At 60.4% G+C, this 24,149-nt stretch carries 25 protein-coding genes; 13 read left to right on the forward strand and 12 right to left on the reverse strand.

All coding sequences use genetic code 11. The features are described 5' to 3' along the window. Positions 1 to 12: 12 nt before the first annotated feature. Positions 13 to 825 (forward strand): alpha/beta fold hydrolase, encoded by an 813-nt coding sequence (locus ACXHXG_RS10830; protein ID WP_457899263.1) that lies wholly within the window; start codon positions 13 to 15, stop codon positions 823 to 825. On the opposite strand, the gene ACXHXG_RS10835 is transcribed toward ACXHXG_RS10830, so the two are convergent. Beyond that, positions 788 to 1,318 carry a flavin reductase gene (locus tag ACXHXG_RS10835; RefSeq protein WP_104824037.1) on the reverse strand — a complete coding sequence of 177 codons (531 nt, stop codon included), beginning with the start codon at positions 1,316 to 1,318 and terminating at the stop codon, positions 788 to 790. The genes ACXHXG_RS10830 and ACXHXG_RS10835 overlap by 38 nt on opposite strands. Positions 1,319 to 1,636: 318 nt before the next feature. Between ACXHXG_RS10835 and ACXHXG_RS10840 the strand changes: the two genes are divergently transcribed. Beyond that, entirely contained in the window at positions 1,637 to 2,434 is a 798-nt protein-coding gene (locus tag ACXHXG_RS10840) for a creatininase family protein (protein WP_104824038.1), read from the forward strand. On the opposite strand, the gene ACXHXG_RS10845 is transcribed toward ACXHXG_RS10840, so the two are convergent. Next, entirely contained in the window at positions 2,422 to 3,390 is a 969-nt protein-coding gene (locus ACXHXG_RS10845; protein WP_457899264.1) for a LysR family transcriptional regulator, read from the reverse strand. The genes ACXHXG_RS10840 and ACXHXG_RS10845 overlap by 13 nt on opposite strands. 184 nt (positions 3,391 to 3,574) lie before the next feature. Between ACXHXG_RS10845 and ACXHXG_RS10850 the strand changes: the two genes are divergently transcribed. From ACXHXG_RS10850 to ACXHXG_RS10875, 6 genes are all read left to right on the forward strand, one after another. Continuing rightward, the gene (locus tag ACXHXG_RS10850; protein WP_104824040.1) at positions 3,575 to 4,591 is read left to right on the forward strand and encodes an ABC transporter substrate-binding protein; all 1,017 of its coding nucleotides are present in this window, start codon (positions 3,575 to 3,577) and stop codon (positions 4,589 to 4,591) included. 101 nt (positions 4,592 to 4,692) lie between these two features. Continuing rightward, positions 4,693 to 5,517: an ABC transporter ATP-binding protein gene (locus ACXHXG_RS10855; protein ID WP_457899265.1), complete on the forward strand. Its 825-nt coding sequence runs from the start codon at positions 4,693 to 4,695 to the stop codon at positions 5,515 to 5,517. After that, positions 5,517 to 6,383, forward strand: coding sequence for an ABC transporter permease (locus tag ACXHXG_RS10860; RefSeq protein WP_457899266.1), 867 nt, complete (start codon positions 5,517 to 5,519; stop codon positions 6,381 to 6,383). The genes ACXHXG_RS10855 and ACXHXG_RS10860 overlap by 1 nt, the downstream gene beginning before the upstream one ends. Further along, the gene (locus ACXHXG_RS10865; RefSeq protein WP_457899267.1) at positions 6,383 to 7,696 is read left to right on the forward strand and encodes a cytosine deaminase; all 1,314 of its coding nucleotides are present in this window, start codon (positions 6,383 to 6,385) and stop codon (positions 7,694 to 7,696) included. The genes ACXHXG_RS10860 and ACXHXG_RS10865 overlap by 1 nt, the downstream gene beginning before the upstream one ends. 1 nt (position 7,697) lies before the next feature. Continuing rightward, a complete protein-coding gene (locus tag ACXHXG_RS10870; protein WP_283047069.1) occupies positions 7,698 to 9,107 on the forward strand; it encodes an FAD-binding oxidoreductase in 1,410 nt (469 codons plus the stop codon). After that, complete coding sequence (locus ACXHXG_RS10875) at positions 9,104 to 9,685, forward strand: NAD(P)H-dependent oxidoreductase (protein WP_283047072.1); 582 nt, start codon at positions 9,104 to 9,106, stop codon at positions 9,683 to 9,685. The genes ACXHXG_RS10870 and ACXHXG_RS10875 overlap by 4 nt, the downstream gene beginning before the upstream one ends. Before the next feature lie 43 nt (positions 9,686 to 9,728). Here ACXHXG_RS10875 and ACXHXG_RS10880 read toward each other — a convergent pair whose 3' ends face one another. Next, positions 9,729 to 10,118, reverse strand: coding sequence for a RidA family protein (locus tag ACXHXG_RS10880; RefSeq protein ID WP_457899268.1), 390 nt, complete (start codon positions 10,116 to 10,118; stop codon positions 9,729 to 9,731). A gap of 112 nt (positions 10,119 to 10,230) precedes the next feature. After that, positions 10,231 to 11,127, reverse strand: a complete 897-nt coding sequence (locus ACXHXG_RS10885) for a DMT family transporter (RefSeq protein ID WP_104824046.1) — start codon at positions 11,125 to 11,127, stop codon at positions 10,231 to 10,233. Between the two features lie 199 nt (positions 11,128 to 11,326). Here ACXHXG_RS10885 and ACXHXG_RS10890 point away from each other — a divergent pair, with 199 nt between their 5' ends. Next, positions 11,327 to 11,764: a hypothetical protein gene (locus ACXHXG_RS10890; protein ID WP_457899269.1), complete on the forward strand. Its 438-nt coding sequence runs from the start codon at positions 11,327 to 11,329 to the stop codon at positions 11,762 to 11,764. A gap of 31 nt (positions 11,765 to 11,795) precedes the next feature. On the opposite strand, the gene ACXHXG_RS10895 is transcribed toward ACXHXG_RS10890, so the two are convergent. Together ACXHXG_RS10895 and ACXHXG_RS10900 are read right to left on the reverse strand one after the other, a co-directional pair. After that, positions 11,796 to 12,413 carry an alpha/beta hydrolase gene (locus ACXHXG_RS10895; protein WP_457899270.1) on the reverse strand — a complete coding sequence of 206 codons (618 nt, stop codon included), beginning with the start codon at positions 12,411 to 12,413 and terminating at the stop codon, positions 11,796 to 11,798. A 13-nt stretch (positions 12,414 to 12,426) separates the two neighbouring features. After that, on the reverse strand, positions 12,427 to 13,359 hold the full coding sequence (locus ACXHXG_RS10900) for a VOC family protein (RefSeq protein ID WP_457899271.1): 933 nt from the start codon (positions 13,357 to 13,359) through the stop codon (positions 12,427 to 12,429). 232 nt (positions 13,360 to 13,591) lie between these two features. Between ACXHXG_RS10900 and ACXHXG_RS10905 the strand changes: the two genes are divergently transcribed. Further along, on the forward strand, positions 13,592 to 13,846 hold the full coding sequence (locus tag ACXHXG_RS10905) for a type II toxin-antitoxin system Phd/YefM family antitoxin (protein ID WP_457899272.1): 255 nt from the start codon (positions 13,592 to 13,594) through the stop codon (positions 13,844 to 13,846). Further along, on the forward strand, positions 13,846 to 14,256 hold the full coding sequence (locus tag ACXHXG_RS10910; protein WP_104824051.1) for a type II toxin-antitoxin system VapC family toxin: 411 nt from the start codon (positions 13,846 to 13,848) through the stop codon (positions 14,254 to 14,256). The genes ACXHXG_RS10905 and ACXHXG_RS10910 overlap by 1 nt, the downstream gene beginning before the upstream one ends. Here ACXHXG_RS10910 and ung read toward each other — a convergent pair. The 4 genes from ung to ACXHXG_RS10930 form a co-directional block, all read right to left on the reverse strand. Further along, the gene (gene ung, locus ACXHXG_RS10915) at positions 14,250 to 14,951 is read right to left on the reverse strand and encodes a uracil-DNA glycosylase (RefSeq protein WP_283047081.1); all 702 of its coding nucleotides are present in this window, start codon (positions 14,949 to 14,951) and stop codon (positions 14,250 to 14,252) included. The two genes, ACXHXG_RS10910 and ung, sit on opposite strands and share 7 nt — an antisense overlap. An 89-nt stretch (positions 14,952 to 15,040) precedes the next feature. Continuing rightward, complete coding sequence (locus ACXHXG_RS10920) at positions 15,041 to 15,754, reverse strand: inner membrane-spanning protein YciB (RefSeq protein WP_457899273.1); 714 nt, start codon at positions 15,752 to 15,754, stop codon at positions 15,041 to 15,043. Between the two features lie 15 nt (positions 15,755 to 15,769). Further along, the gene (locus tag ACXHXG_RS10925; protein ID WP_457899274.1) at positions 15,770 to 18,217 is read right to left on the reverse strand and encodes a GcvT family protein; all 2,448 of its coding nucleotides are present in this window, start codon (positions 18,215 to 18,217) and stop codon (positions 15,770 to 15,772) included. A 9-nt stretch (positions 18,218 to 18,226) separates the two neighbouring features. Next, positions 18,227 to 19,105 (reverse strand): choline kinase family protein, encoded by an 879-nt coding sequence (locus tag ACXHXG_RS10930; protein WP_104824055.1) that lies wholly within the window; start codon positions 19,103 to 19,105, stop codon positions 18,227 to 18,229. 333 nt (positions 19,106 to 19,438) lie between these two features. Here ACXHXG_RS10930 and ACXHXG_RS10935 point away from each other — a divergent pair, with 333 nt between their 5' ends. After that, complete coding sequence (locus ACXHXG_RS10935; protein WP_104824056.1) at positions 19,439 to 20,248, forward strand: DeoR/GlpR family DNA-binding transcription regulator; 810 nt, start codon at positions 19,439 to 19,441, stop codon at positions 20,246 to 20,248. Positions 20,249 to 20,311: 63 nt separating this feature from the next. Here ACXHXG_RS10935 and ACXHXG_RS10940 read toward each other — a convergent pair whose 3' ends face one another. Further along, a complete protein-coding gene (locus ACXHXG_RS10940) occupies positions 20,312 to 21,193 on the reverse strand; it encodes a LysR substrate-binding domain-containing protein (protein WP_283047087.1) in 882 nt (293 codons plus the stop codon). Positions 21,194 to 21,309: 116 nt separating this feature from the next. On the opposite strand from ACXHXG_RS10940, the gene ACXHXG_RS10945 reads away from it, so the two are divergent. Beyond that, entirely contained in the window at positions 21,310 to 22,332 is a 1,023-nt protein-coding gene (locus ACXHXG_RS10945; RefSeq protein ID WP_283047089.1) for a YeiH family protein, read from the forward strand. Here the strand turns inward: ACXHXG_RS10945 and ACXHXG_RS10950 are convergent. Next, positions 22,295 to 24,133 (reverse strand): putative bifunctional diguanylate cyclase/phosphodiesterase, encoded by a 1,839-nt coding sequence (locus tag ACXHXG_RS10950; RefSeq protein ID WP_457899275.1) that lies wholly within the window; start codon positions 24,131 to 24,133, stop codon positions 22,295 to 22,297. The two genes, ACXHXG_RS10945 and ACXHXG_RS10950, sit on opposite strands and share 38 nt — an antisense overlap. Between the last annotated feature and the right edge of the window lie 16 nt (positions 24,134 to 24,149).

A 24,149-nucleotide genomic window follows, 5' to 3' on the forward strand; every position in this document is an offset into this window, starting at 1 on the left:
TAGGCTGGAAAAATGACAGAAATCGTGGAAGCAGAGTACTGGATAGAGAGCCCCGCCGGGCGCCTCTATGCCAAATCATGGGCGCCGCGCGATCTGAATTCCAAATCTCCGATCATCCTGTTTCACGACTCTCTCGGATGCGTCGCACTCTGGAAAGATTTCCCGCAGTTATTGGCTCGTTCTCTCGGCCGACGTGTGATCGCCTATGATCGATTGGGCTTTGGTCGTTCCGATGCTCGTACGGACATTTTGGAGCGAGACTTCATTGCCCAGGAAGCGGAACGCTTCGTTCCCCTCCTGTGCGAGCAATTGGCGGTTGGGGAATTTATCGCCTGTGGGCATAGCGTGGGTGGCGGCATGGCGGTGGAAACGGGGGCCAGGTTTGCCGGCTGCAATGCCGTGATTACCATCGCCGCCCAGGCTTTCGTGGAAGATAGAACCGTGCAGGGTATTAGGACCTCGCAACAGGAATTTGCGTCGGTCGACAATATTGCCCGGCTCGCCAAATATCACGGTGAGAAAGCTGATTGGGTGCTGCGCGCGTGGATCGAAACCTGGTTGGCTCCGGAATTCGCCGAATGGAACCTCGATGCCGCACTTGAGAAACTGGGTTGTCCGGTGATTGCCATTCACGGCGACCGGGATGAATATGGTTCACTTGCCCATCCACGTCGGATCGCGGCTGGGCGCGGATCATTCCATATTTTGCCGGACACCGGACATTCGCCGCATCGTGAACATCCCGCCCTGGTCATCAAGGTAATCGAAGACCTCTTGCTGATCCGGCCTATCCGGCCGGATGATAGGCCCGGTCGAAATAAATGAGCCCCTGCCCTCCGTCGCGCAGACGGATGGCATCGACTTCGCACATCAGAATATCGTGCGTGCCGCCATTGGCGCGGTGCACGATGCGGCAGTCGAACGAGACGAGCGCATCCTCCAATGCCGGCGAGCCGGTCGACAGTTCCGACCATGCGGCGGCGGCAAAACGCTCCGCTACCGGCGTCTTGCCGCCGAAGAGACGCGACAGGTCCTGATGCCCCTCGGAAAGCACATTGACGCAAAGCACGCCGTTTTGCGTGACAGCAGGATGAACCGAAGCGGTGCGATTGAGGCAGACAAGCAGCGTCGGCGGACTGTCGGAGACGCTGCAGACGGCGGTCGCGGCAAAACCGGCAAGTCCCGCCGGCCCATCGGTCGTCACGATGCTGACGGCCGCCGCCATCCGCGCCATGGCGTTGCGGAACTCGGATTTGACCACATCGGGATCGGCGACGGGTACCGCCTTCTCGATCGCCACGGACGTTTTCATGTTCATTCCCATCATCCCCACCGTTTGTGCCGGACCCTGGCAAACCTAGTGGGTCGAGACGTTTGCCTCAAGCAAGGATGTTTCTCGGAAACCCTACTTAGGGAGCAATAAGTTCTCTATAAAATCTATATACAAAAAGAAAAACAATTCCTCCCTGCGTTTCGCGCCTCTCTCCTCCCACCGCACGCCAGGTTCGCCACGCACGGCGGCCATCATCGCAGGTGCACACAAAAAGGCAGCGGCACGCCCGCAAATTGATGCTTTCCCCCGCTATCATCCTTGCCTTATCCGTTACGGAAGAGAAGCGCATGAGAGGAAATGGCGATGGCGAAGCCCTTCTATTGGAACGAACTGACGACCTACGATTTCGCCGGTCTCTCGCCCGACACCACCATTGCCGTTCTGCCGATCGCCTCGACCGAGCAGCACGGCCCGCATCTGCCGATCGCCACCGACGTGGCTATTGCCAACGGCATGCTGGCTGAACTGAAGGCGCAGCGTCCTGACGATCTCGACTTCCTGGTGTTGCCGACCCAGGAAATCGGCAAGGCCAACGAACATATCTACGGCCCCGGCACGCTCTCACTCGGCGCGGAACTGCTGATCCCCGTCTGGACGGCGATCGGCGCCAAGGTTGCCGAAGCCGGCCTCCGCAAGATGGTTATCGTCAATTCCCATGGCGGCAATCTCGATATCATGGGCATCGTTGCGCGCGAATTGCGCGTACGCCACCAGATGGCGGTCGTTGCCACGCAATGGACGCGCTTCGGCACGCCGGACGGCATGATCAGCGACCATGAACAGCGCTATGGCATCCATGGCGGCGACGTAGAGACCTCGCTGATGCTGCATTTCCGCCCCGAACTGGTCCGCATGGACAAGGCCGAGAATTTCGTCTCCAAGGCGGAATGGATGAAGGAGCAGTCCAACTATCTGCAGCCGCTGCCGCCGCATTCGCTCGCCTGGATCGCCCACGATCTCAATCCGAACGGCGTCGTCGGCAATGCCGCCAACGGCACGGCGGAAAAGGGCTCCCTCATCTGCCGTCATCAGGTGCAGGGCTTCATTGAATTGCTGCGCGATCTCCGGGACTATCCCCTGTCGAACCTCTATTCGAAATAGGCGTCCGGCCGGCGGCGTTCCGGCACCGCCAGAATATGTCCCTTGGCCTGCAGTTCCTCCACCAGGCCGGCCAGTTCGGCGAGCAGATATTCCACGAACAGGCTGGTCGCCGCATCGAGCGGCGCGCGCGTGCGGGCAAAGAGCTTCATCGGCTGATGCCGCGAATGCGGCTCGGCGATCGGCCGGAACACCAGTTCGCCGCGCCGGCATTCGGCGATGACGTCGAGCGGGTTCAACAGCGTCAGCCCTGCCCCGCATTTGACCAGTTGCTTCAGCATCTCCGACGCGTTGCTTTCCAGCACCGGCTCGACCTGCACCGATAGCCGCGCCAGCGTCAGATTGATGATCTCGCGCAGGCTGGTGCCCGGCTGCGCCAGCAGCAGCCGCTCTTCCACGACATCGGCGAGATTGATCGGCCCAGGTCCGATCAGCGGATGCCCCGGCGGCAGCACGACGCCGATCGGAATGTCGAAATTGCCGAGCGAACGGATGCCGGGTGTCGCCGGGATGTTGAAGCCCAGGCCGATATCGACTTCGCCTGACAGCACCGGCGCCATGGTCGTGGAGCCGGCATCGTTGCGCAATTGGATGAAGACGCGTGGATGTTCCGACAGGAAACGCGCGATGATCTCCGGCAAAGGTCCGGAGGCGAGCCCGACCGTCGTAACGATCCTGACCTTGCCGGCCTGCTGCATCTTGAGACTGCGGATGCGCCCCTCCAGCCGCTCGTAGTTCTTCAGCACCTCGCGGATATGCTCGATGCAGAGCTCGCCTGCCGCCGTCAGCCTGAGCCCGCGCGGCAACCGTTCGAACAGCGGCGCTCCCATCTCTTCTTCCAGCGCCAGGATCTGCCTGTTGATCGCCGAGGATGCCACATTGAGCCTCGCCGCCGCCTTGCGGATCGAACCGCAGCGGGCGATCTCGTTGATATAAAGAAGTCGCCTCGAGTGCAGCATTCGCATCCCCATTGCATAAATTTTGCCCAGGCCGCACAATTTAGGCACGGGCGCAGGCTGAGATGCCTAAAAGGCATCAATGCGCACGAATTTTGATGCTTTTCAAAGCGCAACGCAATCGCTCAAATGCGGAAAATGGGCGTCGCTGGTGGCGTCCCATGGCAGATAAGGGGAACAACCGGCCATGTCCAATGCATTGAAGACCAAAGCATTTCTCGCCGTCATGGGCTTGGTGGCCGCCGTCGCCGCTGCTCAGCCGGCAAACGCCCTCGACAAAGTGACCTATGGAACCAACTGGCTGGCCGAGGCGGAACATGGCGGCTTCTATCAGGCGATCGCCGACGGAACCTACAAAAAATACGGCCTGGATGTTGAAATCGTCCAGGGTGGCCCGAACGCTGCCAACCAGGCGCTGCTGATTTCCGGCAAGATCGACTTCTATATGGGCAGCCCGCAGCAGGAAATCGATGCGGTCAAACAAGGCATCCCGATTGTCGACGTTGCCGCCATCTTCCAGAAGGACCCGCAGGTGCTGATCGCCCATCCGGACGCCGGCGTCGACAAATTCGAGGACCTCGCCAAGCTGCCGACGATCTTCCTCGGCAAGGACGGCTACGTCACGTTCTTCGAATGGATGAAAGCGAATTTCCCGGGCTTCAAGGACGAGCAATACAAGCCTTACAATTTCAGCCCGGCGCCGTTCCTGGCCGACAAGCAATCGGCGCAGCAAGGCTATTTGACCTCGGAACCCTATGAAATCCAGAAGCAGACCGGCTGGGAACCGAAGGTCTTCCTCCTCGCTGACAACGGCTATTCACCCTATTCGACGATGATAACCACGCAGACATCGCTCGTTCAAAAGAACCCCGACCTCGTGCAGCGTTTCGTCAGCGCCTCGATCGAAGGCTGGTACAACTATCTCTACGGCGACAACAAAGCGGCCAACGATCTGATCAAGAAAGACAATCCCGATATGACGGATGGCCAGATCGCCTATTCCATCGCCAAGATGAAGGAATACGGCATCGTCGAATCCGGCGACGCGCTGGACAAGGGCATCGGCTGCATCACCGACGCGCACTATAAGAAATTCTTCGACGAAATGGTGCAGATCAAGGTGTTTACCGCCGATACGGACTACAAGAAAGCTTTTGACCCACAATTCGCTTGCAAGGGCGTCGGGATGACACTGAAGAAGTGACGGCAAGCAGAGCAGCCCTCTCCCCGCTTGCGGGAGAGGGTTAGGGTGAGGGGCAATTCTTGCTCCAAAGCCGATTGCTGACATCGACAGAGAGCCGAACTATGAGCATACCCAATGCAACCGCTGTCTCCTCGACAGAAGCGCACAAGCGGCCGCTGGTCGTCATGGAGCAAGTCTCCAAAGTCTTTTCCAACGGCACGCTGGCGCTCTCCGGCATGTCGATCAACGTTCAAAGCGGCGAGTTCATCAGCCTGCTCGGTCCCTCCGGCTGCGGCAAGTCGACGGCGCTGCGCATCATCGCGGGCCTCGGCGGAGCTTCCAGCGGCACGATCGACTGGCCGAGTTCACGCATCAACTCCAAGGGCCTGCCGGAGGGCGATATCGGTTTCGTCTTCCAGGAGCCGACACTCCTGCCCTGGAAGACGGCCTTCGGCAATGTCCACCTGCCATTGAAACTGCGCGGCGTTTCCAAAGTGGCGGCCTACGACCAGATCATGGGAACATTGGCGACCGTCGGTCTGCAGGATTTCGCCGACGCCTATCCACGCGAATTGTCCGGCGGCATGAAGATGCGCGTCTCCATCGCCCGCGCGCTGGTCACCAAGCCGAAGCTGCTGCTGATGGACGAGCCCTTTGCGGCCCTCGACGAGATCACTCGCCAGAAGCTCAACGACGATGTGCTGCGGCTGTGGAAGTCCACCGGTATCACGGTGATCTTCGTCACCCATTCCGTCTACGAGTCCGCCTATCTCTCAAACCGCATCGTCGTGATGAAGGCGCGCCCTGGCCGTGTACACGCCGATTTTTCACTGGATACCCGCAGCGAACGCGACATTCTCTACCGGTCTTCCGAGGAATACCGACAGGTGTGTGAAAAGGTGTCCCGTTCCCTGATCGAGGCCATTGGCTGGCTGGAGGCCCATTGATGAGCGACAGCACCAGCCTGCCCGCCAACCTCTCCACAGAGACGACCGAAAAGCCGGCGGAATCGGCCGTGCGCGCGGGAATTACCGAGCGACTCCTCGGCATTTTCGTACCGCTGCTGACCGTGTTCGTCTTGGTCGTCCTCTGGCAGCTTCTCGTCGTCGGCGCCAGCATTCCGCAATATATTCTGCCAAGCCCGCTCGCCGTCGCGAAAGCGCTGGTGTCCGACTGGGGCATCCTCTCGCCAGCGCTCTGGGTAACGACCGAGATCACCTTCATCTCGCTGGCGCTGGCGCTGATCGGCGGCGTCGGCATTGCGATCTTCCTCGTGCAATCGCGCTGGATCGAACTCGCCTTCTATCCGCTGGCCGTTATCCTACAGGTAACGCCGATCGTGGCGATCGCGCCGCTGATCCTGATCTATGCGCCGACCCGCGAAGCCGCGCTGCTGATCTGCGGCTTCCTCGTCGCCTTCTTTCCAATCCTCTCCAACATGGTGCAGGGACTGAAGAGTGTTGACCATAACCTCCTGAACCTCTTCGATCTCTACGGCGCCTCGCGCTGGCAGACGCTGTTGCATCTGAAGCTGCCGGCAGCCCAGCCCTATTTCATGACGGGCCTCAGGATCGGTGGCGGCCTGTCGCTGATCGCCTCCGTGGTCGCGGAATTCGCCGCAGGCTCCGGCGGTCCCAATTCCGGCCTCGCCTTCCGCCTGCTCGAAGCGCAATATCGTCAGAACATGCCGCGCCTGTTCGCAGCCCTGCTGCTGCTTTCGGCACTCGGCGTCGCCATCTTCGCCCTCACCTCGTTCATCTCATGGCTGAGCCTGCATCGCTGGCACGAAAGCAGCCTCAAGCGGGAAAACTGATGTCCTATTCCTTCATGTCCCCGCCGAATGCGGCGCGCTTCGTGCTGAGCAACGCCACCGTCCCCGCCGTGACACTTGCTGGTTTCACCGGCCCATCAAGCGAGGGCCTTGTAAAAGCCGACATCGTCGTTGCGGACGGCCTCATCAAGGACATCCTGCCGGCGGGCAGCGCGCCGGCGGAACTCGCTAAGGCCGACGTGAGGGACGGCATGGTCTGGCCGACCTTCGCCGATATGCACACCCATATCGACAAGGGCCATATCTGGGAGCGCCGCGCCAATCCGGACGGCAGTTTCGCGGGCGCTCTCGACGCCGTGCGCGCCGATCGCGAGGCCAACTGGTCGGCTGACGATGTCAGGAAGCGCATGGAATTTTCGCTGCGCTCGGCCTATGCCCACGGCACCAGCCTGATCCGCACGCATCTCGACTCGCTGGCGCCGCAGCACCGCATTTCCTTCGAGGTGTTCTCCGAGGTGCGAGAGGCCTGGAAAGACAAGATCGCGCTGCAGGCCGTCGCCCTTTTCCCACTCGATGCCATGGCGGAGGACGCGTTCTTCGCCGATCTCCTGATGGTCATCCGCGATGCCGGCGGCCTCATCGGCGGCGTCACGCAGATGAGGCCCGATATCGATCGTCAGCTTGACAAGCTGATCCGAGCCGCGATGGACAGCGGCCTCGATATCGACCTGCATGTCGATGAAACAGAAGACAAGCAGGTGCTGACGCTGAAGGCGATTGCCGAGGCCGTACTGCGCAACGGCTTCACCGGCAAGGTCACCGCCGGCCATTGCTGCTCGCTTTCCCGCCAGGATGAGGATGTTGCCGCCGCCACCATCGACCTTGTCGCCAAAGCCGGGATCTCCGTCGTTTCCTTGCCGATGTGCAATATGTATTTGCAGGACCGGCATGCGGGCCGTACGCCCCGCTGGCGCGGAGTCACCCTATTCCATGAGCTGGCAGCCGCCGGCGTGCCAACCGCCGTTGCCTCCGACAACACACGCGATCCCTTCTACGCCTACGGCGACCTCGACCCCGTCGAAGTCTTCCGCGAGGCAGTCCGCATCCTGCATCTCGATCATCCGCTGGATACGGCTGCCCGCGTCGTCACCACCTCGCCTGCCGATATTCTCGGCCGCCCCGATATCGGCCGTATCGTCGTGGGCGGCCCTGCCGATCTCGTCCTCTTCAGCGCCAGACGCTGGAGCGAATTCCTCTCCCGTCCGCAGTCCGACCGCGTCGTCCTTCGCAAAGGCAAAGTGATCGACCGCAGCCTGCCGGACTACCGCGAACTCGATACCGTTATTGGAGCGTGACATGCCGGATTATCAGCTCATCAAGAAAGAACTCGAAGGCATCGCCGTCGAAGACAATCCGGCGCTGGTGCGCCAGAAGAGCCGCGATTTCTACTGGTATTCGCCAATCCTGAAGGCACAGCTCGACAATGTCATCGCCGACCTCGTTGTCACACCGAAGACCGAGGAAGAGGTTATCCGAACGCTGAAGGTCGCCTATGCCCATGATGTGCCGGTCACCCCGCGCGGCGCCGGCACTGGCAATTACGGCCAGGCCATGCCGCTCTCCGGCGGCATCGTGCTGAACCTCGCGGCCATGAACAAGATCAAGGAAATCCATCCGGGCCGCGTTATCTGCGAACCGGGCATCGTCATCGCCGAACTCGACCGCCAAACCAAGGCGCATTCCGGCCAGGAGCTGCGCTTCCACCCCTCCACCGCGCAGACGGCGACCATCGGCGGCTTCATCGCCGGCGGCTCCGGCGGCGTCGGCTCGATCACCTGGGGTGGATTGCGCGATATCGGCAATATCCTGCGACTACGCGTCGTCACCATGGAAGCCGAGCCGCGCGTGCTCGACCTCACCGGCTGGGACCTGACTAAGGTCAGCCACGCCTACGGCACCAACGGCATCATCACCGAGATCGAAATGCCGCTCGCCCCGGCCTATGACTGGGTGGACGTGCTGGTCGGCTACGACGATTTCATGGATGCCGTGCGCTTCTCGGACGCGCTCGCCAAATGCAACGGCATCCTGGTCAAGGAGATCGCGCCGATTGCGGCACCCATCCCTTACGAATATTTCGCCCGCCACAAGCCCTATATCCGCCAGGGCCAATCGATCGTGGCGCTGATGATCGCGCCGCATTCCATGGACCCGTTCCTGGCCTTCGCTAGCCAGCAGAAGGGCGAGATCACCTTCCGCTCCGACAAAGTCGAGAGCATGAAGGGCATTCCGCATGCCTATGAACTCGCCTGGAACCACACGACGTTGCGCGCCATCAAGATCGACCCGACCATAACCTATCTACAGGTACAGTATCCCAGCCCGGATCACGTCGCCAAGGTCCAGAAGATGGTCGAGATCTTCGGCGACGAAGTGCCGGGCCATCTCGAATTCATCAAGTTCGACGGCCAGATCCAGTGCTCCGGCCTGCCGCTGGTGCGTTACACCTCGGAGGCGCGGCTGGAAGAGATCATCCGCATCCATCAGGATCACGGCTGCCCGATCTTCAATCCGCATCGCTACACGCTGGAAGAAGGCGGCATGAAGCAGACGGATACCGTCCAGCTCGCCTTCAAGAAGGAGACCGATCCGAAAGGCCTGCTGAACCCCGGCAAGATGATCGCCTGGGACAATCCCGACTTCGATTTCACGGCCGGCCAGAACTATCTCTTCCCCGGTCTTGCGGCGCTGATGGAGGCCTCATGAGGGTTCTCGTCCTCCATTCGCATCCGGTCGAGGAAAGCTACGGCGCAGCCCTACATCGGCAGACGATCGAGAGCCTGAAAGCGGCCGGCCATGAGGTCGACGACTGCAATCTCTACGCAGAGGGCTTCGACCCCGTAATGTCGCGCCACGATAGGATGATCTATCACGACTATCCGGAGAACACCGAGGCCGTGAAACCCTATGTCGATCGCCTGCAATGGGCAGAAGCGCTTGTCATCGTCACGCCGGTCTGGAACTTCGGCTTTCCCGCGATCCTGAAAGGCTATTTCGACCGCGTCTGGCTGCCGGGCGTCACCTTCGAGCTGGTGAACGGCAAGGTGACCTCGAAACTGCGGCATATCCGCAAGCTCGGGGCTGTGATGACCTACGGCGCCGATCCCTTCCGCGCCTTCATCGTCGGCAACCCGCCGAAGAAAATCGTCAAGCGCATGCTCCGCGCCATGATCAAACCTTTCGCCCCGGTGGTCTTCCTCGCCCATTACGACATGAACCGCTCCACGGATGAGACGAGAAAGCGGTTTCTGGAAAGGGTGAAACGGGAAATGGAGCGGTTCTGACCGGCGCAGTCGACAGAGCCACGCTTCGCAGCGAAGACACCACTCACATCACCTTCGCCGCGGTCACCTCGACCTCCACCAGAAACTCCGGCCGCGTAAACCCGTTGACGATGATCAGCGTGGAGGCCGGCTTCGGATCAAGCGTGTAGCGGTCGCGCACGGCCATATAGGCTGGGAAATCCTCGCGTTTGGTAACGAAGCCTGAAATGCGGATGACGTCGGCGAAGCTCATGCCCGCCTCATCGAGGATCGCCTTGATCGCCTCGAAGCAGAGTTCCGCCTGGCTGGTGATATCTGATGGAATGCTGTCGTCGAGGCCGATGCCGAGTTGGCCGGAGGTGACCAGCAGGCTTGCGCCCGGCGGTACGAGCAGCCCGTGATTGTAGTTGCCGAAGGGGCGGCGAACGGAGGGCGGGTTGAATGTTTTCTTCATCGGCATCGGTTCCCTATGGTCACGCCGATTTCAGCATTTCACCGTCAGCCGGGCAAGCCGCGTAAAGCATGTCGCGCAAAAGTGTGCAGCGGCTGCGATAACGACACGCGCTTTAGAGCGCTTGCGCCGGCTCTACCGCCCGGTTTCGCCGCACTTCCAGCAGGATATGTCCGAAGAGCGCGGCAAGCACGATCGGGCCGCCGATCAGCGTCGCCTGCGACGGCCGCTCGGCGAGGAACATCCAGACCCACAGCGGCGTCAGCGGCACTTCGAGCGATGTCAGCAGGCTGGCATCGGCTGCCGGTATCAACCGCGAACCGAAGGTATAAAGGCTAAGACCCATGGCGTTCTGGACGATGCCGAAGGCGATGATCAGGCCAAGATCATGTCCCGACACCATCGTTGGCGACGCGAACCAGAAGGTGATGAAGGAGCAGAGCCAGGCAGACAAGGCCATCGCCGGCAGCATCGGCACGTCCCGGTGCTGGCGCATGACGACGGCGAGACCGGCAACTGTGAACGTCATGACGCCGGCCAGGACCTTGCCGAGCCAACCGCCGCTGCCAACCGCCTCACCGGAGAGCATGACGATCACGCCAAGGAGTGCCACGGCGCTGGCGACGAGCGTCGCCATGCTTGGACGCTCCTTGATGAAGACATAGGCGACGCCGGCGGTGACGAAGGGCACCGTCGCATAGATGACCATCGCATCGGCGACGGAGGTGTAATAGATCGAGCCGATGCCGCTGATCATGGAGGCGGTGGAAAACACCGTTGCTGCCAGCGACGGCCAACGCATGGAGCGAAGAATGCGCCAGGCCCTGCCGCGCTCGATATAGAAAAACAGCGTAAAGACGCCGAGGCCGGAGACGATGCCCCGACAGAAGAGGATGGTCATCAGATCGGCGTGAATCAAGCGCACGAACAGACCGGACGTCGACCAGGCCAGCGCCGAAAACGCCACATAGATCACACCCAGCCGATATTGCTGCTGCTCCGCCAGCGTCACGACGAATCCTCCCCCAACCTTTTAGGCTTCGACTATTAGCGAGCGCCGGGAGAGCCTACAAGCGAAGCCAGCGGCGCATGATGTCGTTGGTGCAAGAAGTTGCAGAACCGCCACGCCTGCCCAGCCCAAACCAGCTTCCCAGTCTTGCAGATATTCCGGATGCGTTTAGGGTACCAAATATTCGGCAGAGGGAGAATCAATGCAGCTACTGCTGGCAGGCTTGTTTGCATGCGGCTGTGTGAGCTTGGTCGACGGCCCGCTATGGCCGCGTGCCGAAAGCTACATCGATACGGCGATGGAATGCAGCCGAAGCACCGATCCAGGCAATTGCCGGCACACGCGGGATGCGTGGAAGACCGAATATGACGCCGCGACCGCCGGACAATATCAGGACCAGCGAAATGTCGCGTTCTGCCTGAGCACAGGCTGTGACAATGCCATCCAGCCCGATAAGGTGCTCGGCTGCGCCTGGCGCATCGTCATCATGAATTCGAGACACGCGGAACTGGACAACACCGACACCGTGAATCTCAAGCAGTTCTGCGGGCCCGCTTATGTCGATCACGCCGGACGGCAAGCAGCCGAAGCTCAGGCGCAGACAATGCTGGAATTCATCGGAAAAGGACTGGGCGCGTAGCGGCCGATAGTTGCCACGCGCCCGATTTCATTCACATTTCAGCATATGGCGCGAAGAAACCTCGGATCGCCTCGATCTCGTTCTGGCGGATATCATGGCCGCCTAGATGCCAATCGAGCGTCACCTCGGCCTTCTGCCGCGTGAAATAATCCGCCAGCGCTTTGGTCACTGGCGCTGGCGAGATCGGGTCGCGTTCACCGGCGGTGATCAACACCCGGCTCCCCTCGAGCCTGGCATTGTCGCGCGGCTGGAACGGAATGAGCGGATGCATCAGCACGGCGGCGTCGAAGAGATCGCCATGCTCGATCAGCACGTTGGCGAGAATATTCGCGCCATTGGAGAAGCCGAGGCCAAGCACCTGCGAGGCGCCGTGGTCGACCGCCAGGCTTTTGACATAGGCCGCCATCTTTTCCGTTGCGCGGGCAAGGTCCGCCATGTCGTAGACGCCCTCGCCCGTGCGCCGGAAAAAGCGCGCCGCACCATGTTCCGAAACATCGCCACGCGGCGAGACGATGGTCGCTTCCGGCAGCAGGCGGCTGCCGAAATCGAAGAACTGGTTCTCGTCACCGCCCGTACCGTGGAAGGTGAATAGAATGGGTTTGCCAGGTGCACCGGGCTTTACCCGGTGCACATAAGTCGTATCCGTCATGATTCCCCCCGCATTAAGCATCCAGCGGTTCGAGATGCTGCTCGAGCAGCGCCCGCAGATGAGCGTGCTGTTCCGGCAGCTTCAGTGCCTCGCCAAGATGGGCCGTATCTTCGTCACGATTGAAACCAGGTTCGTTCGTGGCGACCTCGAATAGCACGCCGCCTGGCGTGCGAAAATAGATCGCCCAGAAGTAGTCACGATCGATGACGGGCGTCACCTGATATCCAGTGTCCAACAGCGCCTTGCGCACTTCGAGCTGCTTTGCGCGGTTTTCGACGGCAAAGGCAACGTGGTGGACCGAGCCCGCACCGGGAAGCGCGCGGCCGATGTTCGGCATGGTTTCAAGATCGACAAAATCGGCACCATTGCCGCCGGGAATGGCGAGCCGCTTGACGCCTTCATGCGTGTCGACCACTTCATAGCCCATATATTTCAACAGCTCAGCCGTAGCACCCTCGTCCCGCAGCCGCATGGCGACGGAATGAAAGCCCCTGATGGCATGCTCGACATCGACGCCGCCATGCGTCCACGGCTCACGACGATCGTCCTTGACCTCGACAAGCGCGAAACCGTCGCCATCCGGGCCGGCGAAATGGAGGCGCTTCTGGCCGAAGGACTCATCGACCTTCAGAGCCTCGACGCCCTGCTTGCCAAGCCGGTCCGTCCAATAGCCGATCGCGCCTTCCGGAACGGAGAAAACCGTATTGCCGACTTCGCCGGTGCCCGGACGGCCGCGAGCCATCTTCGGGAACGGGAAATAGGTCATGATCGTACCGGGCGTGCCGATCTCGTCACCGTAATACAGGTGATAGACATCGGGTGCGTCGAAATTGACCGTCTTCTTGACGCGGCGCAGACCGAGCGTATCCGTAAAGAACTTGTTGTTGGTGCGGGCATCTTCGGCCATCGAGGTAACGTGGTGAAGACCCTTGATCTGATTGAGCATCTCTAACCCCTTGTCTCGCCCGCAACGGCAGGCGTTTCTCATGAGCAGAAGATGGTCCCAGAGGCCGCTTTTCGATAGCCCCCAATAGCCAAACGGATTGTCTCCGATTGTTGAACGATAAATTGCGATCGTTCAATGAAGCCGCTTTACTCAATGTCCAGCCTGTAGCCTATTGCCTAAAGCGAGCACGCATACTAACTTAATCTAGACAGTCTAGCCAGGAGATCGGTCGATGGATTGGCCATTGCAAGACGCCAAGAATCAATTCTCGAAAGTCGTGCAGAAGGCACGCAGCGAAGGTCCGCAAACTGTGACACTGCGCGGCGAGCGCGCGGCCGTTGTTCTCTCCGCGGAAGACTATGACGCCTTGCGCGCGGGAAAGCCGAGCCTAGTGGACGATCTGCTATCGGGGCCAGCCTGGGATGATGAGCTGGCCGACGCGGTGACAACGCGAGACAAGACCCCAAGCCGGGATGTCGCCTTCTGATGTATCTGATCGATACCAATATCATTTCTGAAGCGCGTCGCGGCACTATCGAAGCAATATCCTGGCTGCGCACAGCCGACCCATCGACCGTCTATCTCAGCGTCATCACACTCGGCGAAGTCATGCGCGGGATCGCCCTTAAGCGAAGGACCGATCCACGCGCCGCCGCACATCTGGAAGAATGGCTGCGCAAGCTTCGCCACGATCACAGCGGCCGCATCCTGCCCATCACGGACCAAATCGCCGTCGAATGGGGCCGCATCGCCGCGCTACGTCCTCGCGGCGATGCCGACGGGCTGATCGCGGCCACTGCAATCGTCCATGATCTGATTGTCGTTACGCGCAATGTCAGCGATTTTGACGATACCGGCGTGTCGGTGATCAATCCTTGGGATCAGGCATCTTACTGATGGCTCGGATCACTCGGCAAAGCCCATTCGATCGCATCCTTGCCATGCTCGGCAAGATAGGCATTCGCCTTGGAGAAATGCCGGCAGCCGAGGAAGCCGTTATGGGCCGAAAGCGGCGATGGATGGGCGGCTTTCAGCACGAGATGCCGCTCAGTATCGACGAAGGCAGCCTTCTTCTGCGCATAGGAGCCCCAGAGCATGAAGACCACGCCGTCGCATTCGTCGTTGACGCGGCGGATGACGGCATCGGTGAAGCGCTCCCAGCCCTTGCCCTGATGTGAGGCGGCTTGGGATTCCTCGACCGTGAGCACGCTGTTGAGCAGAAGCACGCCCTGCTTCGCCCAGCTTTCGAGAAAGCCATGACGCGCCGGCGGGATGCCGAGATCGGTCTCCAGTTCCTTGTAGATATTGACCAGCGACGGCGGGATACGTACGCCGGGGCGAACGCTGAAGCAAAGCCCATGCGCCTGGCCGATGCCATGATAGGGGTCCTGCCCAAGGATCACGACCTGCACTTCATCGAGCGGTGTCAGGTCTAAGGCTCGAAAATATTCGCTGCCCCGCGGAAAGATCACCTTGCCGCGCTGTTTCTCTTCGACGAGAAAGGATTTGAGCTGCTGCATATAGGGGCTGACAAATTCCTGCGACAGCGCCTCTTTCCAGCTTTCCTCCAGCTTGATGCCCGCTTCCGCCATCGTCCCTTGCCTCCATCCTTTGTCAGCATGTCGATTGAGGATGAAAGGGACGGCGTGTCAAGGAAAGGACTTCCATTACGGCAGGCAGATCACAGCTTTCCGGCGGTGGACGTCGCCAGAGACGGCGATTGCACTCTCTCCCCCGTCGAGATCAGCAAGGCTTCGCGTTCGGCCTCAGGCATGGCACGTACTCGTCGCCTCACCGTGAGGCGGATCGCAGCAAATCCGGCCAGCATCAGCACCACTTTGCTGCCGATACCGAAGGCCGGCATGACGACCGCCCATATGGATAGATCAAAGGCGATGGCAACGAACACATTGAGCGCAGCGGACAGGAACATCAGGCCAGCCCAGGCAAAGCCCACATAAATAGCGACATCGGGCGCGACTGTGCGGGCGATAGCCGGCAGATACCGATTCATCCAGCCCGGCTTAAGCATCACCACGCCGACAATCGAGTAGATAATGCTCGGCTTGAATAGCGCGAAACGCGGATCGCCCGTCAGCAGCGTTGCCGCGCCTGCAGCAATGACCAGAAGGAGGCTCAGCCACTCCATGGTATCGATTGGCTTCCGTCGGAGATATTGAATCCCGATTTGGACAAGGCCAAACGCTATCGCCGAGCAAGCCGAAAGGGCCGCATTATGCGTGAGGGAAAGCAGAACGACGAAAAATAGGCTGGAGGCCAAATCGGCGAGCAGCAGCCTGACCGCATCGAAAAAGCTTTTCACCGCACTTCGGCCCTTGTCGCGACTTCTGTAAGGGTCATAAAGCCACCAGCTATCGCCATCAAGAGATGGCACTCAATCTTTCCGTAATCACCCCTTAACCCGCGCCATCTGCGGATCATAGAGCGGCTCCAATGAAACCTGGCAAGGCACACGGCGTTGGGCAACGTCCAGCTCATATCGGCCGCCAAGCACGAAATCCTCGGTCACGCCATCGGGATCGCGGATATAGCCGTAGCCGATCGGCTTGCCGATCGTGTGGCCATAGCCGCCGCTCGACAACCAACCGACACGCTGGCCGTCACGATAGATCGTTTCGCGGCCAAGCAGCACGATTTCCGGATCATCAGGCACGAAGCAGGCAAACAGCTTCTTCACCCCAGAAACCAACTGCCGCTCGATTGCCTCCCGGCCGCGGAAGGCGATATTCTTTTTCATCTTCACCGCCCAGCTCAACCCGGCCTCGACCGGTGTGTGGTCGGGGCCGATGTCGGAGCCCCAGGCGCGATAGCCCTTTTCCAGCCGGCAGCTTTCGATCGCGCGGTAGCCGGCATTGACGAGCCCATGGTTGCGACCGGCGGCCATCAGCGTATCGTAGACCGTGGCCGCATATTCCACCGGCACATGCAGCTCATAACCAAGCTCGCCAACATAGGTCATGCGCAGCGCTCGCACCGGGCAGCCGGCAATACCGATGGTCTTTACCCGCAGGAAGGGAAACGCGGCGTTCGAAACATCGTCCGAGGTGACGGATTCCAGCACTCTGCGCGAATGCGGTCCCATCAACGACAACACGGAATAGGCGGAAGTGATATCCACCAGTTCGGCATGCATCTCGGCCGGAATATTCCGGGCGATCCAGTCGAAATCATGCGTCGCAAAGCCTGTGCCTGTCGTGATGTAGAATTCGTTCTCGGCGACGCGCGCCACGGTGACATCGCATTCGATGCCGCCCTTGTCATTCAGCATCTGCGTATAGGTCAGGGCGCCGACCGGCTTGGCGACGTCGTTGGAGGCGATCCACGAGATCGCCGCTTCGGCGTCTCGTCCCTTCAGCACGAATTTTGCAAAAGACGTCTGATCGAAGATCACGGCTGCCTCGCGCACCGCTCGGTGCTCGCGACCGACCGCATCGAACCAGTTCTGGCGGCCATAGGTATAGATATCCTTCGGCTCCTCGCCGGCAAAAAGATCGGCGAACCAGTTTGGCCGTTCCCAGCCGAGCTTTTCGCCGAAACAGGCGCCTTGCGCCTTCAGCCGGTCGTAGAGCGGCGACTTGCGGCAAGGGCGACCGCTTGAATGCTCTTCGAACGGCCAGGCCATGGTGTAATGCTTGCCATAGGCCTCGAGCGTGCGGGTGCGCACCCAATCCGTATCGAAATGCGGGCGGCCGAAGCGCCTGATGTCGACGGGCCAGAGATCGTAGGGCGGCTCGCCCTTCGCGACCCACTCGGCGAGCGCCATGCCGGCCCCGCCGGCCGACGCGATGCCGAAGGCGTTGAAGCCGGCGCCGACGAAGAAGTTCCGGAGTTCCGGCGCCTCGCCGAGGATGAAATTGCCGTCGGGCGTAAAGCTCTCGGGCCCGTTCAGAAGCTGCTTGATGCCCGCCGTCTGCAGCGCCGGCACACGCATCAGGGCCTGCTCCATGATCTGCTCGAAGTGATTGAAGTTGCTGTCGAGCAGCGTGTAGTGAAACTCCTTGGGAATGCCGTCGACCGCCCAGGGGATCGGATTGGGTTCATAACCACCCATCACCAACCCGCCGACCTCTTCCTTGTAATAGGTCAACCTGTCGGGATCGCGCAGCGTCGGCAGGTTGGAGGGGACCCCGAAGGATTCGGTGATGAGATACTGGTGCTCGACGGAGACGAGCGGCACGTTGACACCGAAGCGCGCCGCAAAGCTCCGCGTCCACTGCCCGGCGCAGACCACGACGCGCTCGCATTCGATGCGGCCCTTGTCGGTGATAACGGCACGAATCCTGCCCTTATCGATCTCCAGATCGAGAACTTCGGTATCCTCGAAAATCGAAACGCCGGCCATGCGGGCGCCCTTCGCCAGCGCCTGGGTGATATCGGAGGGATTGGCCTGCCCGTCGGTCGGCAGATAGGCGGCACCGACGAGATCGTCTGTATCCATCAGCGGCCAGAGATCGAAGGCCTCCTTAGGCGTCAGCAGATGCATCTGCAGCCCGAAGGATTGCGCCGTCGTTGCCTGCCGCTTCACCTCCGTCCAGCGTTCCTCATTGCAGGCGAGGCGCAGGCCGCCGTTCATCTTCCAGCCGGTAGCAAGCCCGGTCTCGGCCTCCAGCCTCCTGTAAAGATCGACGGAATAGCCGAGCATCTGCGTGATATTGGCGCTGGTCCGCAATTGTCCGACAAGACCGGCCGCATGGAACGTAGTTCCCGAGGTCAGCTTCTTTCGCTCCAGCAAGACCGTGTCTGTCAAGCCGAGCTTGGCAAGGTGATAGGCTGTTGAACAGCCGACGATCCCTCCGCCGATGACGACCGCCTTTGCTGTATGTGGCAGTTCCCTCATCGCATCACCTCAAGAATTCCGGAATGATTGATAGGCACGTTGAAATCGCGCCAGATTTTCGCTCGTATAGGCTGAATAATCGAAATCGATATGGGAATGGATTTCGGAAACCATGCTCCACATCGTCTCGCGCAACAGCGAAGCGCATTTCATCGCCTGGTAGCGCCGACACAGATCCTCGCTCACCGGCGCCTCGAAATAGGCCTCCAACATCGCCGTTTCCTGGCGTTCGGAGAATTCATTGTTGGAGGCAAGCCCCCCGAGATCGAAGAGCGGCGTGTTGAATCCCGCATAATCCCAATCGATCAGCCAGAGCCTTGTCCCATCGTCGAGAAAATTGCCGGCCAGCAGATCATTGTGGCCGAAAGCGATGTCAAAAGGCCCAGCAGCCTGCTCCAATCGCTCGGCAATTTCGAGGAAGGAAGGCAGCAATGCTTCATGCCGGCTGCCGCCTTCTTTGAGAACGGCGGCATAGTCGCGCACGACATGAAAAACCCAGAAGATCATCGCGGCGCCACGAAAATGTTTCGCGACATTCTGGTGGCAGGAACGGACAAGCGGTACAATGCGCTCCAGCATCAAAGGGCCGCGAATATCCTCCGCTGCAAGCGGTTTTCCATCGATGTAGTCCAGCACAAGGATGCCTGGTTCATGGTGAATGACAGCAGGCGACAACCCCGCCGCATGCGCGGCCTTGCTCGCGGCCAGTTCGTTGGCGCGGCTGATATGGTGCACCGGAATGTCCGTCCCGAGCCGGACGACGAAACGTCGGCCGCTATCGGTGACCAGATAATTACGATTGGTGATGCCGCCCACGAGCGGAGCGATCTCGATCGATCCGCGCCAGATACCAAGAGCCTGGATCTTGTCTTCGGGCGTGACGACCATCCCTCCTCCAGCGCAATAATCGCGCGTCTTTTAGATGCAAAAGGTTCCTCACAAAAGGAGAACTGTCAAGAACTACCCACAAAATGAAACGCCCATTTGGTTTTTTGTTGGATTATGCGGGGAATAAGGTCTAATCCGTATTGGGCTATGGATATTTGCAACAGAAAGCTTCACCGTAAGTGAGATTTGACTTAAAAATTCAATCTCGAGGTGATTGGAACGAGATGACTTGCGTTTGAGTCGTTATCCCGCTCTAGATGTTTGATCAGGCATGGTCTTATCCGCAAGCCGCTTCGCACGTTTTGGGACCATGCCTTAGATAGGATCGATACCATGTCGGACATCTCGCAGGTGCCGCTTCATTCGAACCATCGGGAACGCGAGATCCTGGAGGAGCTTCGGCTTGCGGGCGGCGCGAGCCGCATTCAGTTTCTCGCCGAGCGGCTGGCGGTTTCAGAGGAGACCATCCGCCGCAATATCCGCAGCTTGGAGGCCAATGGTCTCGTCACCAAGGTTCATGGCGGTGTCCATATCAAGGACTCCATCATAGAACAGCCGCTGCATTTCCGGATGAACGAGAATGCCGAGGCCAAACGCATGATCGCGGCCCGCGTCGCGGCAATGATCCAGAACGGCGATACGCTCTTCCTCGACATAGGTTCCACGACCGCCTTCATCGCCGTAGCGCTGCAGAAGCATCAAAACCTGTTCATCGTCACCAATGCCGTCTCGGTCGCCCATGCGCTCGCGACCCGCAACGGCAATCGCGTTTTCTTTGCCGGCGGCGAACTGCGCAGCCACGACGGCGGCGCCTTTGGCATGGAAGCGACCAACTTCCTGCGCCGCTTCAATGTTCGCCATGCCATATTGTCCGTGGGCGCCGTCAACGCCGTCTCCGGCTTCATGCTGCACGATCTGGAGGAAGCGGAATATTCCCGCGAAGCGGCGCGGCGGGCCGAAAACCGTATCATCGTCGCCGACAGCGCCAAATTTGGGCGCAGCGCCCCGATCGTCATCGATGATCCCGGCATCTATGACATGATGGTCACCGACGAGCTGCCGCCTCCCGATATCCGTGCCATGCTCGACCGCAACGAGATCGACCTCGTCGTCGCCAGCCAGCGCCGGATGGAGCAGTTCTGACGAGAGCGGTTCAGCCTTCGCGATTCCCAATGGAAAAGCGCTTCCACTATTCGTGTTATTGCTTCAGCTCCGGCACATGGCCTCCAGGGTCAGCGCCGCCTTGCTGGCATGGCGCTCTTTGTGGCGCAGCAGACGGAAGCTGCGGACCGGCAGGTCGAAGGCCGCGCGCACCAGCAATCCCTGCTGTAGATAAGCCATGGCCGCCGCGCTGGAAATAGCCGCCGCGCTCTGCCCGGAGCAGACCGCCGACAGCACGGCCTCGTTCGACGGCAGCACCAGCGCCACACTGAGATCATGCGGTGAAGTACCGAGCTTGATGATGGCGTTTTCGAATTCGGACCGCGTACCCGAACCTTCCTCCCGCATCACCCACGATGTACCGGTGGCAAGCTCGGCAACGGTCAGCTTCCGGCCGTCTGCCCAGGGATGACTTGGCGGCACGACGATGACAAGCGCATCCTGCGCCACGACTTTCATCGACAGAACCGGCGCATCCACCTCCCCTTCGACAAAGCCCAATTCGGCGGTGCCTTCGATGACCGCCTCGGTGACCGTGCGCGTGTTGCCGATGGTCAAATCGAGCTCGATGCCGGGATAGTCGCGGTGAAAGCGCATCAGCACGGGCGGCAGCCAATAGCTAGCGATGGTCTGGCTGGCGCGCAGGCTGAGCCGGCCGCGCTGCAGTCCGCCGAGTTCGGAAAGCATGAGCTCTGCCGAACGCACGCGGGCCAGCGTCGCCTTCGCTTCGCCGAGAAAGGTCCGGCCGGTTTCCGTAAGCTCGATCCGCCGGCCGACACGATGAAACAGCTCGACGCCGTAATAGGCTTCGAGGTTCTTGATGGCCGCACTGACGGCAGACGGCGTCAGATGAATAGCCTCTGCCGCATGGGTCAGATGCTCCCGCTCAGCGACGGCGACGAAGATAGCGAGTTGCTCGAAAGTCATAGGAAATCATTCTAATTTATCGAATGAAACATAGGATAATATTCGATGGATGTCGACGTCAGGAGGTGAGACTTTCTCGTCATAGCAAAGTCTCTTTATCCGAATGGCGGTTCTGCATGCCCCTTTTCCACCGAGCCAATATGATCCTCCCGGGCCTTGCCCTGACGAGTACCGTCGCCCTTCTCGCCTATGCCGGCGAGCGCATCGAGATCGGTATTCTCGGCGGCAGATGGATCGAGAGCCTGGTGCTCGCCATTGCGCTCGGTATCGTCGTCTGCACCGTAAAGCCACTGAAACCCACCTTGCGCCCCGGGATCGATTTCAGCGCCAAGATCCTGCTGGAAATCGCCATTGTCCTGCTCGGCGCCTCGATCAGCCTCTCGGCGATCAGCGGCGCCGGTGTCTGGTTGATCGCCGGCATCGCCATCGTCGTCGTGCTGTCGATCGTAGCGACCTATGCGATCGGCCGGCTGCTTGGCCTGCCGCCGAAACTGGCGACGCTGATTGCCTGCGGCAACTCCATCTGCGGCAACTCGGCCATCGTCGCCGTTGCCCCGGTCATCGAGGCCGGCTCTGAAGAGATCGCCGCCGCCCTCGCCTTTACTGCCGTGCTCGGCATCGCCGCCGTCTTCCTGCTGCCGCTTCTCTATTTCCACGCCGGCATGAGCGTGCCGCAGTACGGCGTGCTGGCGGGATTGACCGTCTATGCCGTGCCGCAGGTGCTTGCCGCCACCGCACCTGTCAGCATGCTTGCTGTGCAGACCGGCACCCTGGTCAAGCTGGTGCGCGTATTGATGCTCGGGCCCGTCATCTTCTTGCTCGGCATCATCACCAAGACCGAAACGGCGGGGATGGACGGCCGCACAGGCCACCGCCACTCGCTGGTTCCCTGGTTCATCTGCGGCTTTCTGGGACTGATGGCCCTACGCTCTTTCGGCCTGATTCCGGGCGCCCTGGTCGCGCCGATGGCCCTGACCTCCAACATCCTGACGGTGATTGCGATGGCCGCACTTGGCCTGTCGGTGAACATCCGCTCCGTTGCGCATGCCGGCGGCCGGGTGATCACGGCAGCTACGCTGTCGCTACTGACGCTCGGTGTCATCAGCTATGGGCTGATTGCCGCCCTGCAAATCCAGTAGGCCCGGCATTGCCTTGGGAATTGCCAGAAGCCGGGTGCTGATCTGGCCTCTGTACCGATGTCAACAGCACCGCGATCTCGTTGCCCGGCGAGGGATAACCGATCGCATACCCCTGAAGTCCGTCACAACCGGCACGCGCCAGGAGCCGCGCATGGTCCTCGGTTTCGACCCCCTCGGCGATGACCTCGACGCTGAGCGCCCTCGCTATTTCCACGATCGAACCCACCAGGCGGCGCTGTTCGTCCGAGACGGTAATTGCGGTCACCAACTGCCGGTCGATCTTCAGCCGCTTCGGTTTCAGCTTCACGAGGCCAATCAGTGAAGCATGGCCAGAGCCGAAATCGTCGATCTCGATCTCGATGCCCATCTGTTTGATCGCGTCGATATTGGCGAGCGTTTTGTCGTCGGGATCGTCGAGGAAGATCGTTTCGATCAGCTCGAAGGTGATGGTGTGAGGCGGTATGTTCAGAGCCCGCAGCCGTTCGATCAGGCTTGGATCGGCCAGGCGGCTCCCCGAGATGTTAACGGCAATGCGCGGCGGCGTCAGGCTCTGCATGGCCCAGTTGGCGCGGTCGAACAATACGCGGTTCAGGATGGCCGCATCGATCTCGGCCGTCAGCCCATATTCCTCGGCCACTTTGAGGAAACCTGCCGGCGCCAGCAGCCCCTTCTCCGGGTGCCACCATCGGGCCAGAGCTTCCAGCCCCACGATCCGTCGGCTGCGCGCGTCCACCTGGATTTGATAGAAGGGCACGATTTCGTGCCGTATCAGCGCCAGTCGCAATTCCTCTGCCAATTGCCGTTCGGCCTGCAGATCGGATTGCAGTTTCGGCGTGAAGAATTCGACGCGGTTGCGGCCAGATTTCTTGGCTTGATAGAGGGCGATGTCGGATTCCGCCAGTAGATTGCCGGCCTCGCCAACGACGCTCCAGGCTGCGCCTATCGAGGCGCCCACCGGCAGCATCTCATGATGGAAGCGGATGTCGCGCCGCAGCCGCCATAAAATATCCTCGGCAATGGTTTTGAGGTCGTCGGCACCATCGATGTCGACCAGCACCACGACGAATTCATCGCCGCCAATGCGGGCGACCATGTCTTTAGCCGTAATCGACCCGGAAATCCGTACCGCCGCATTCTGCAGCGTCACGTCACCGGCTGCGTGCCCCCATTTGTCATTGATCTGCTTGAAGCAGTCGAGATCGATGTGGAGGACGGCCAGCGTCTTGACCGCCGGATCGGCGCGCAGCTCCGCCAAGCGGCGATCGAAGTAGCGACGGTTGGGGAGGCCGGTAAGATAGTCGTGGTCGGCGGCATGTTCGATGCGGGCGCGGCTCTGCTCCAGCGCGATTGCGCGGGCTTCCGCGACCGCCTTCTGATTGGTAAGCTCGCGGTTAAGCAGGACATCGGCCGTGACATCCCACTCTGCGCCGATGAAGGACGGCTCGCCGTCAGGCCCCTCATAGAAATGGGCGCGCGAGCGCAGATAACGTATCTCTCCTTCGGGCAGGATGATGCGAAATTGCGAGTTGTAGAAACCCTTTTCCGCAGTGGCTGCCTCGAACTCGGCGATTGCCCGCTCGACATCGTCGGGATGAAGAGCGTTCAGCCAGACCGCCGAGGACACTTTGCGATCGGTACCGCCAGTCTGGTAGAGCTTGTGCATCTGCAGATCCCAGAGGATTTCCTCCTGGTTCAGGCTATGCTGCCAGACGCCGATTTGAGACGTCTCCAGTGCCAATTCCAGCCTCCTCAAGAGGTCTTGGAACTCCTGTTCGGATCGCCCTGACACCGTCTCTTCCACCGAGTTCGAACCCCTC

It is taken from the genome of Rhizobium sp. LEGMi-198b (assembly GCF_054114205.1).

Bases quoted from the DNA above. Each gene is read 5' to 3' on its own strand.
- ACXHXG_RS10945 (WP_283047089.1), top strand. From the start codon at position 21,310: ATGCCCCTTTTCCACCGAGCCAATATGATCCTCCCGGGCCTTGCCCTG.
- ACXHXG_RS10870 (WP_283047069.1), top strand. From the start codon at position 7,698: ATGCCGGATTATCAGCTCATCAAGAAAGAACTCGAAGGCATCGCCGTC.
- ACXHXG_RS10905 (WP_457899272.1), top strand. From the start codon at position 13,592: ATGGATTGGCCATTGCAAGACGCCAAGAATCAATTCTCGAAAGTCGTG.
- ACXHXG_RS10860 (WP_457899266.1), top strand. From the start codon at position 5,517: ATGAGCGACAGCACCAGCCTGCCCGCCAACCTCTCCACAGAGACGACC.
- ACXHXG_RS10910 (WP_104824051.1), top strand. From the start codon at position 13,846: ATGTATCTGATCGATACCAATATCATTTCTGAAGCGCGTCGCGGCACT.
- ACXHXG_RS10940 (WP_283047087.1), bottom strand. From the start codon at position 21,193: ATGACTTTCGAGCAACTCGCTATCTTCGTCGCCGTCGCTGAGCGGGAG.
- ACXHXG_RS10830 (WP_457899263.1), top strand. From the start codon at position 13: ATGACAGAAATCGTGGAAGCAGAGTACTGGATAGAGAGCCCCGCCGGG.
- ung (WP_283047081.1), bottom strand. From the start codon at position 14,951: ATGGCGGAAGCGGGCATCAAGCTGGAGGAAAGCTGGAAAGAGGCGCTG.
- ACXHXG_RS10880 (WP_457899268.1), bottom strand. From the start codon at position 10,118: ATGAAGAAAACATTCAACCCGCCCTCCGTTCGCCGCCCCTTCGGCAAC.
- ACXHXG_RS10900 (WP_457899271.1), bottom strand. From the start codon at position 13,359: ATGCTCAATCAGATCAAGGGTCTTCACCACGTTACCTCGATGGCCGAA.
- ACXHXG_RS10865 (WP_457899267.1), top strand. From the start codon at position 6,383: ATGTCCTATTCCTTCATGTCCCCGCCGAATGCGGCGCGCTTCGTGCTG.
- ACXHXG_RS10890 (WP_457899269.1), top strand. From the start codon at position 11,327: ATGCAGCTACTGCTGGCAGGCTTGTTTGCATGCGGCTGTGTGAGCTTG.
- ACXHXG_RS10930 (WP_104824055.1), bottom strand. From the start codon at position 19,105: ATGGTCGTCACGCCCGAAGACAAGATCCAGGCTCTTGGTATCTGGCGC.
- ACXHXG_RS10855 (WP_457899265.1), top strand. From the start codon at position 4,693: ATGAGCATACCCAATGCAACCGCTGTCTCCTCGACAGAAGCGCACAAG.
- ACXHXG_RS10835 (WP_104824037.1), bottom strand. From the start codon at position 1,318: ATGAACATGAAAACGTCCGTGGCGATCGAGAAGGCGGTACCCGTCGCC.
- ACXHXG_RS10925 (WP_457899274.1), bottom strand. From the start codon at position 18,217: ATGAGGGAACTGCCACATACAGCAAAGGCGGTCGTCATCGGCGGAGGG.
- ACXHXG_RS10935 (WP_104824056.1), top strand. From the start codon at position 19,439: ATGTCGGACATCTCGCAGGTGCCGCTTCATTCGAACCATCGGGAACGC.
- ACXHXG_RS10850 (WP_104824040.1), top strand. From the start codon at position 3,575: ATGTCCAATGCATTGAAGACCAAAGCATTTCTCGCCGTCATGGGCTTG.
- ACXHXG_RS10845 (WP_457899264.1), bottom strand. From the start codon at position 3,390: ATGCTGCACTCGAGGCGACTTCTTTATATCAACGAGATCGCCCGCTGC.
- ACXHXG_RS10875 (WP_283047072.1), top strand. From the start codon at position 9,104: ATGAGGGTTCTCGTCCTCCATTCGCATCCGGTCGAGGAAAGCTACGGC.
- ACXHXG_RS10840 (WP_104824038.1), top strand. From the start codon at position 1,637: ATGGCGAAGCCCTTCTATTGGAACGAACTGACGACCTACGATTTCGCC.
- ACXHXG_RS10895 (WP_457899270.1), bottom strand. From the start codon at position 12,413: ATGACGGATACGACTTATGTGCACCGGGTAAAGCCCGGTGCACCTGGC.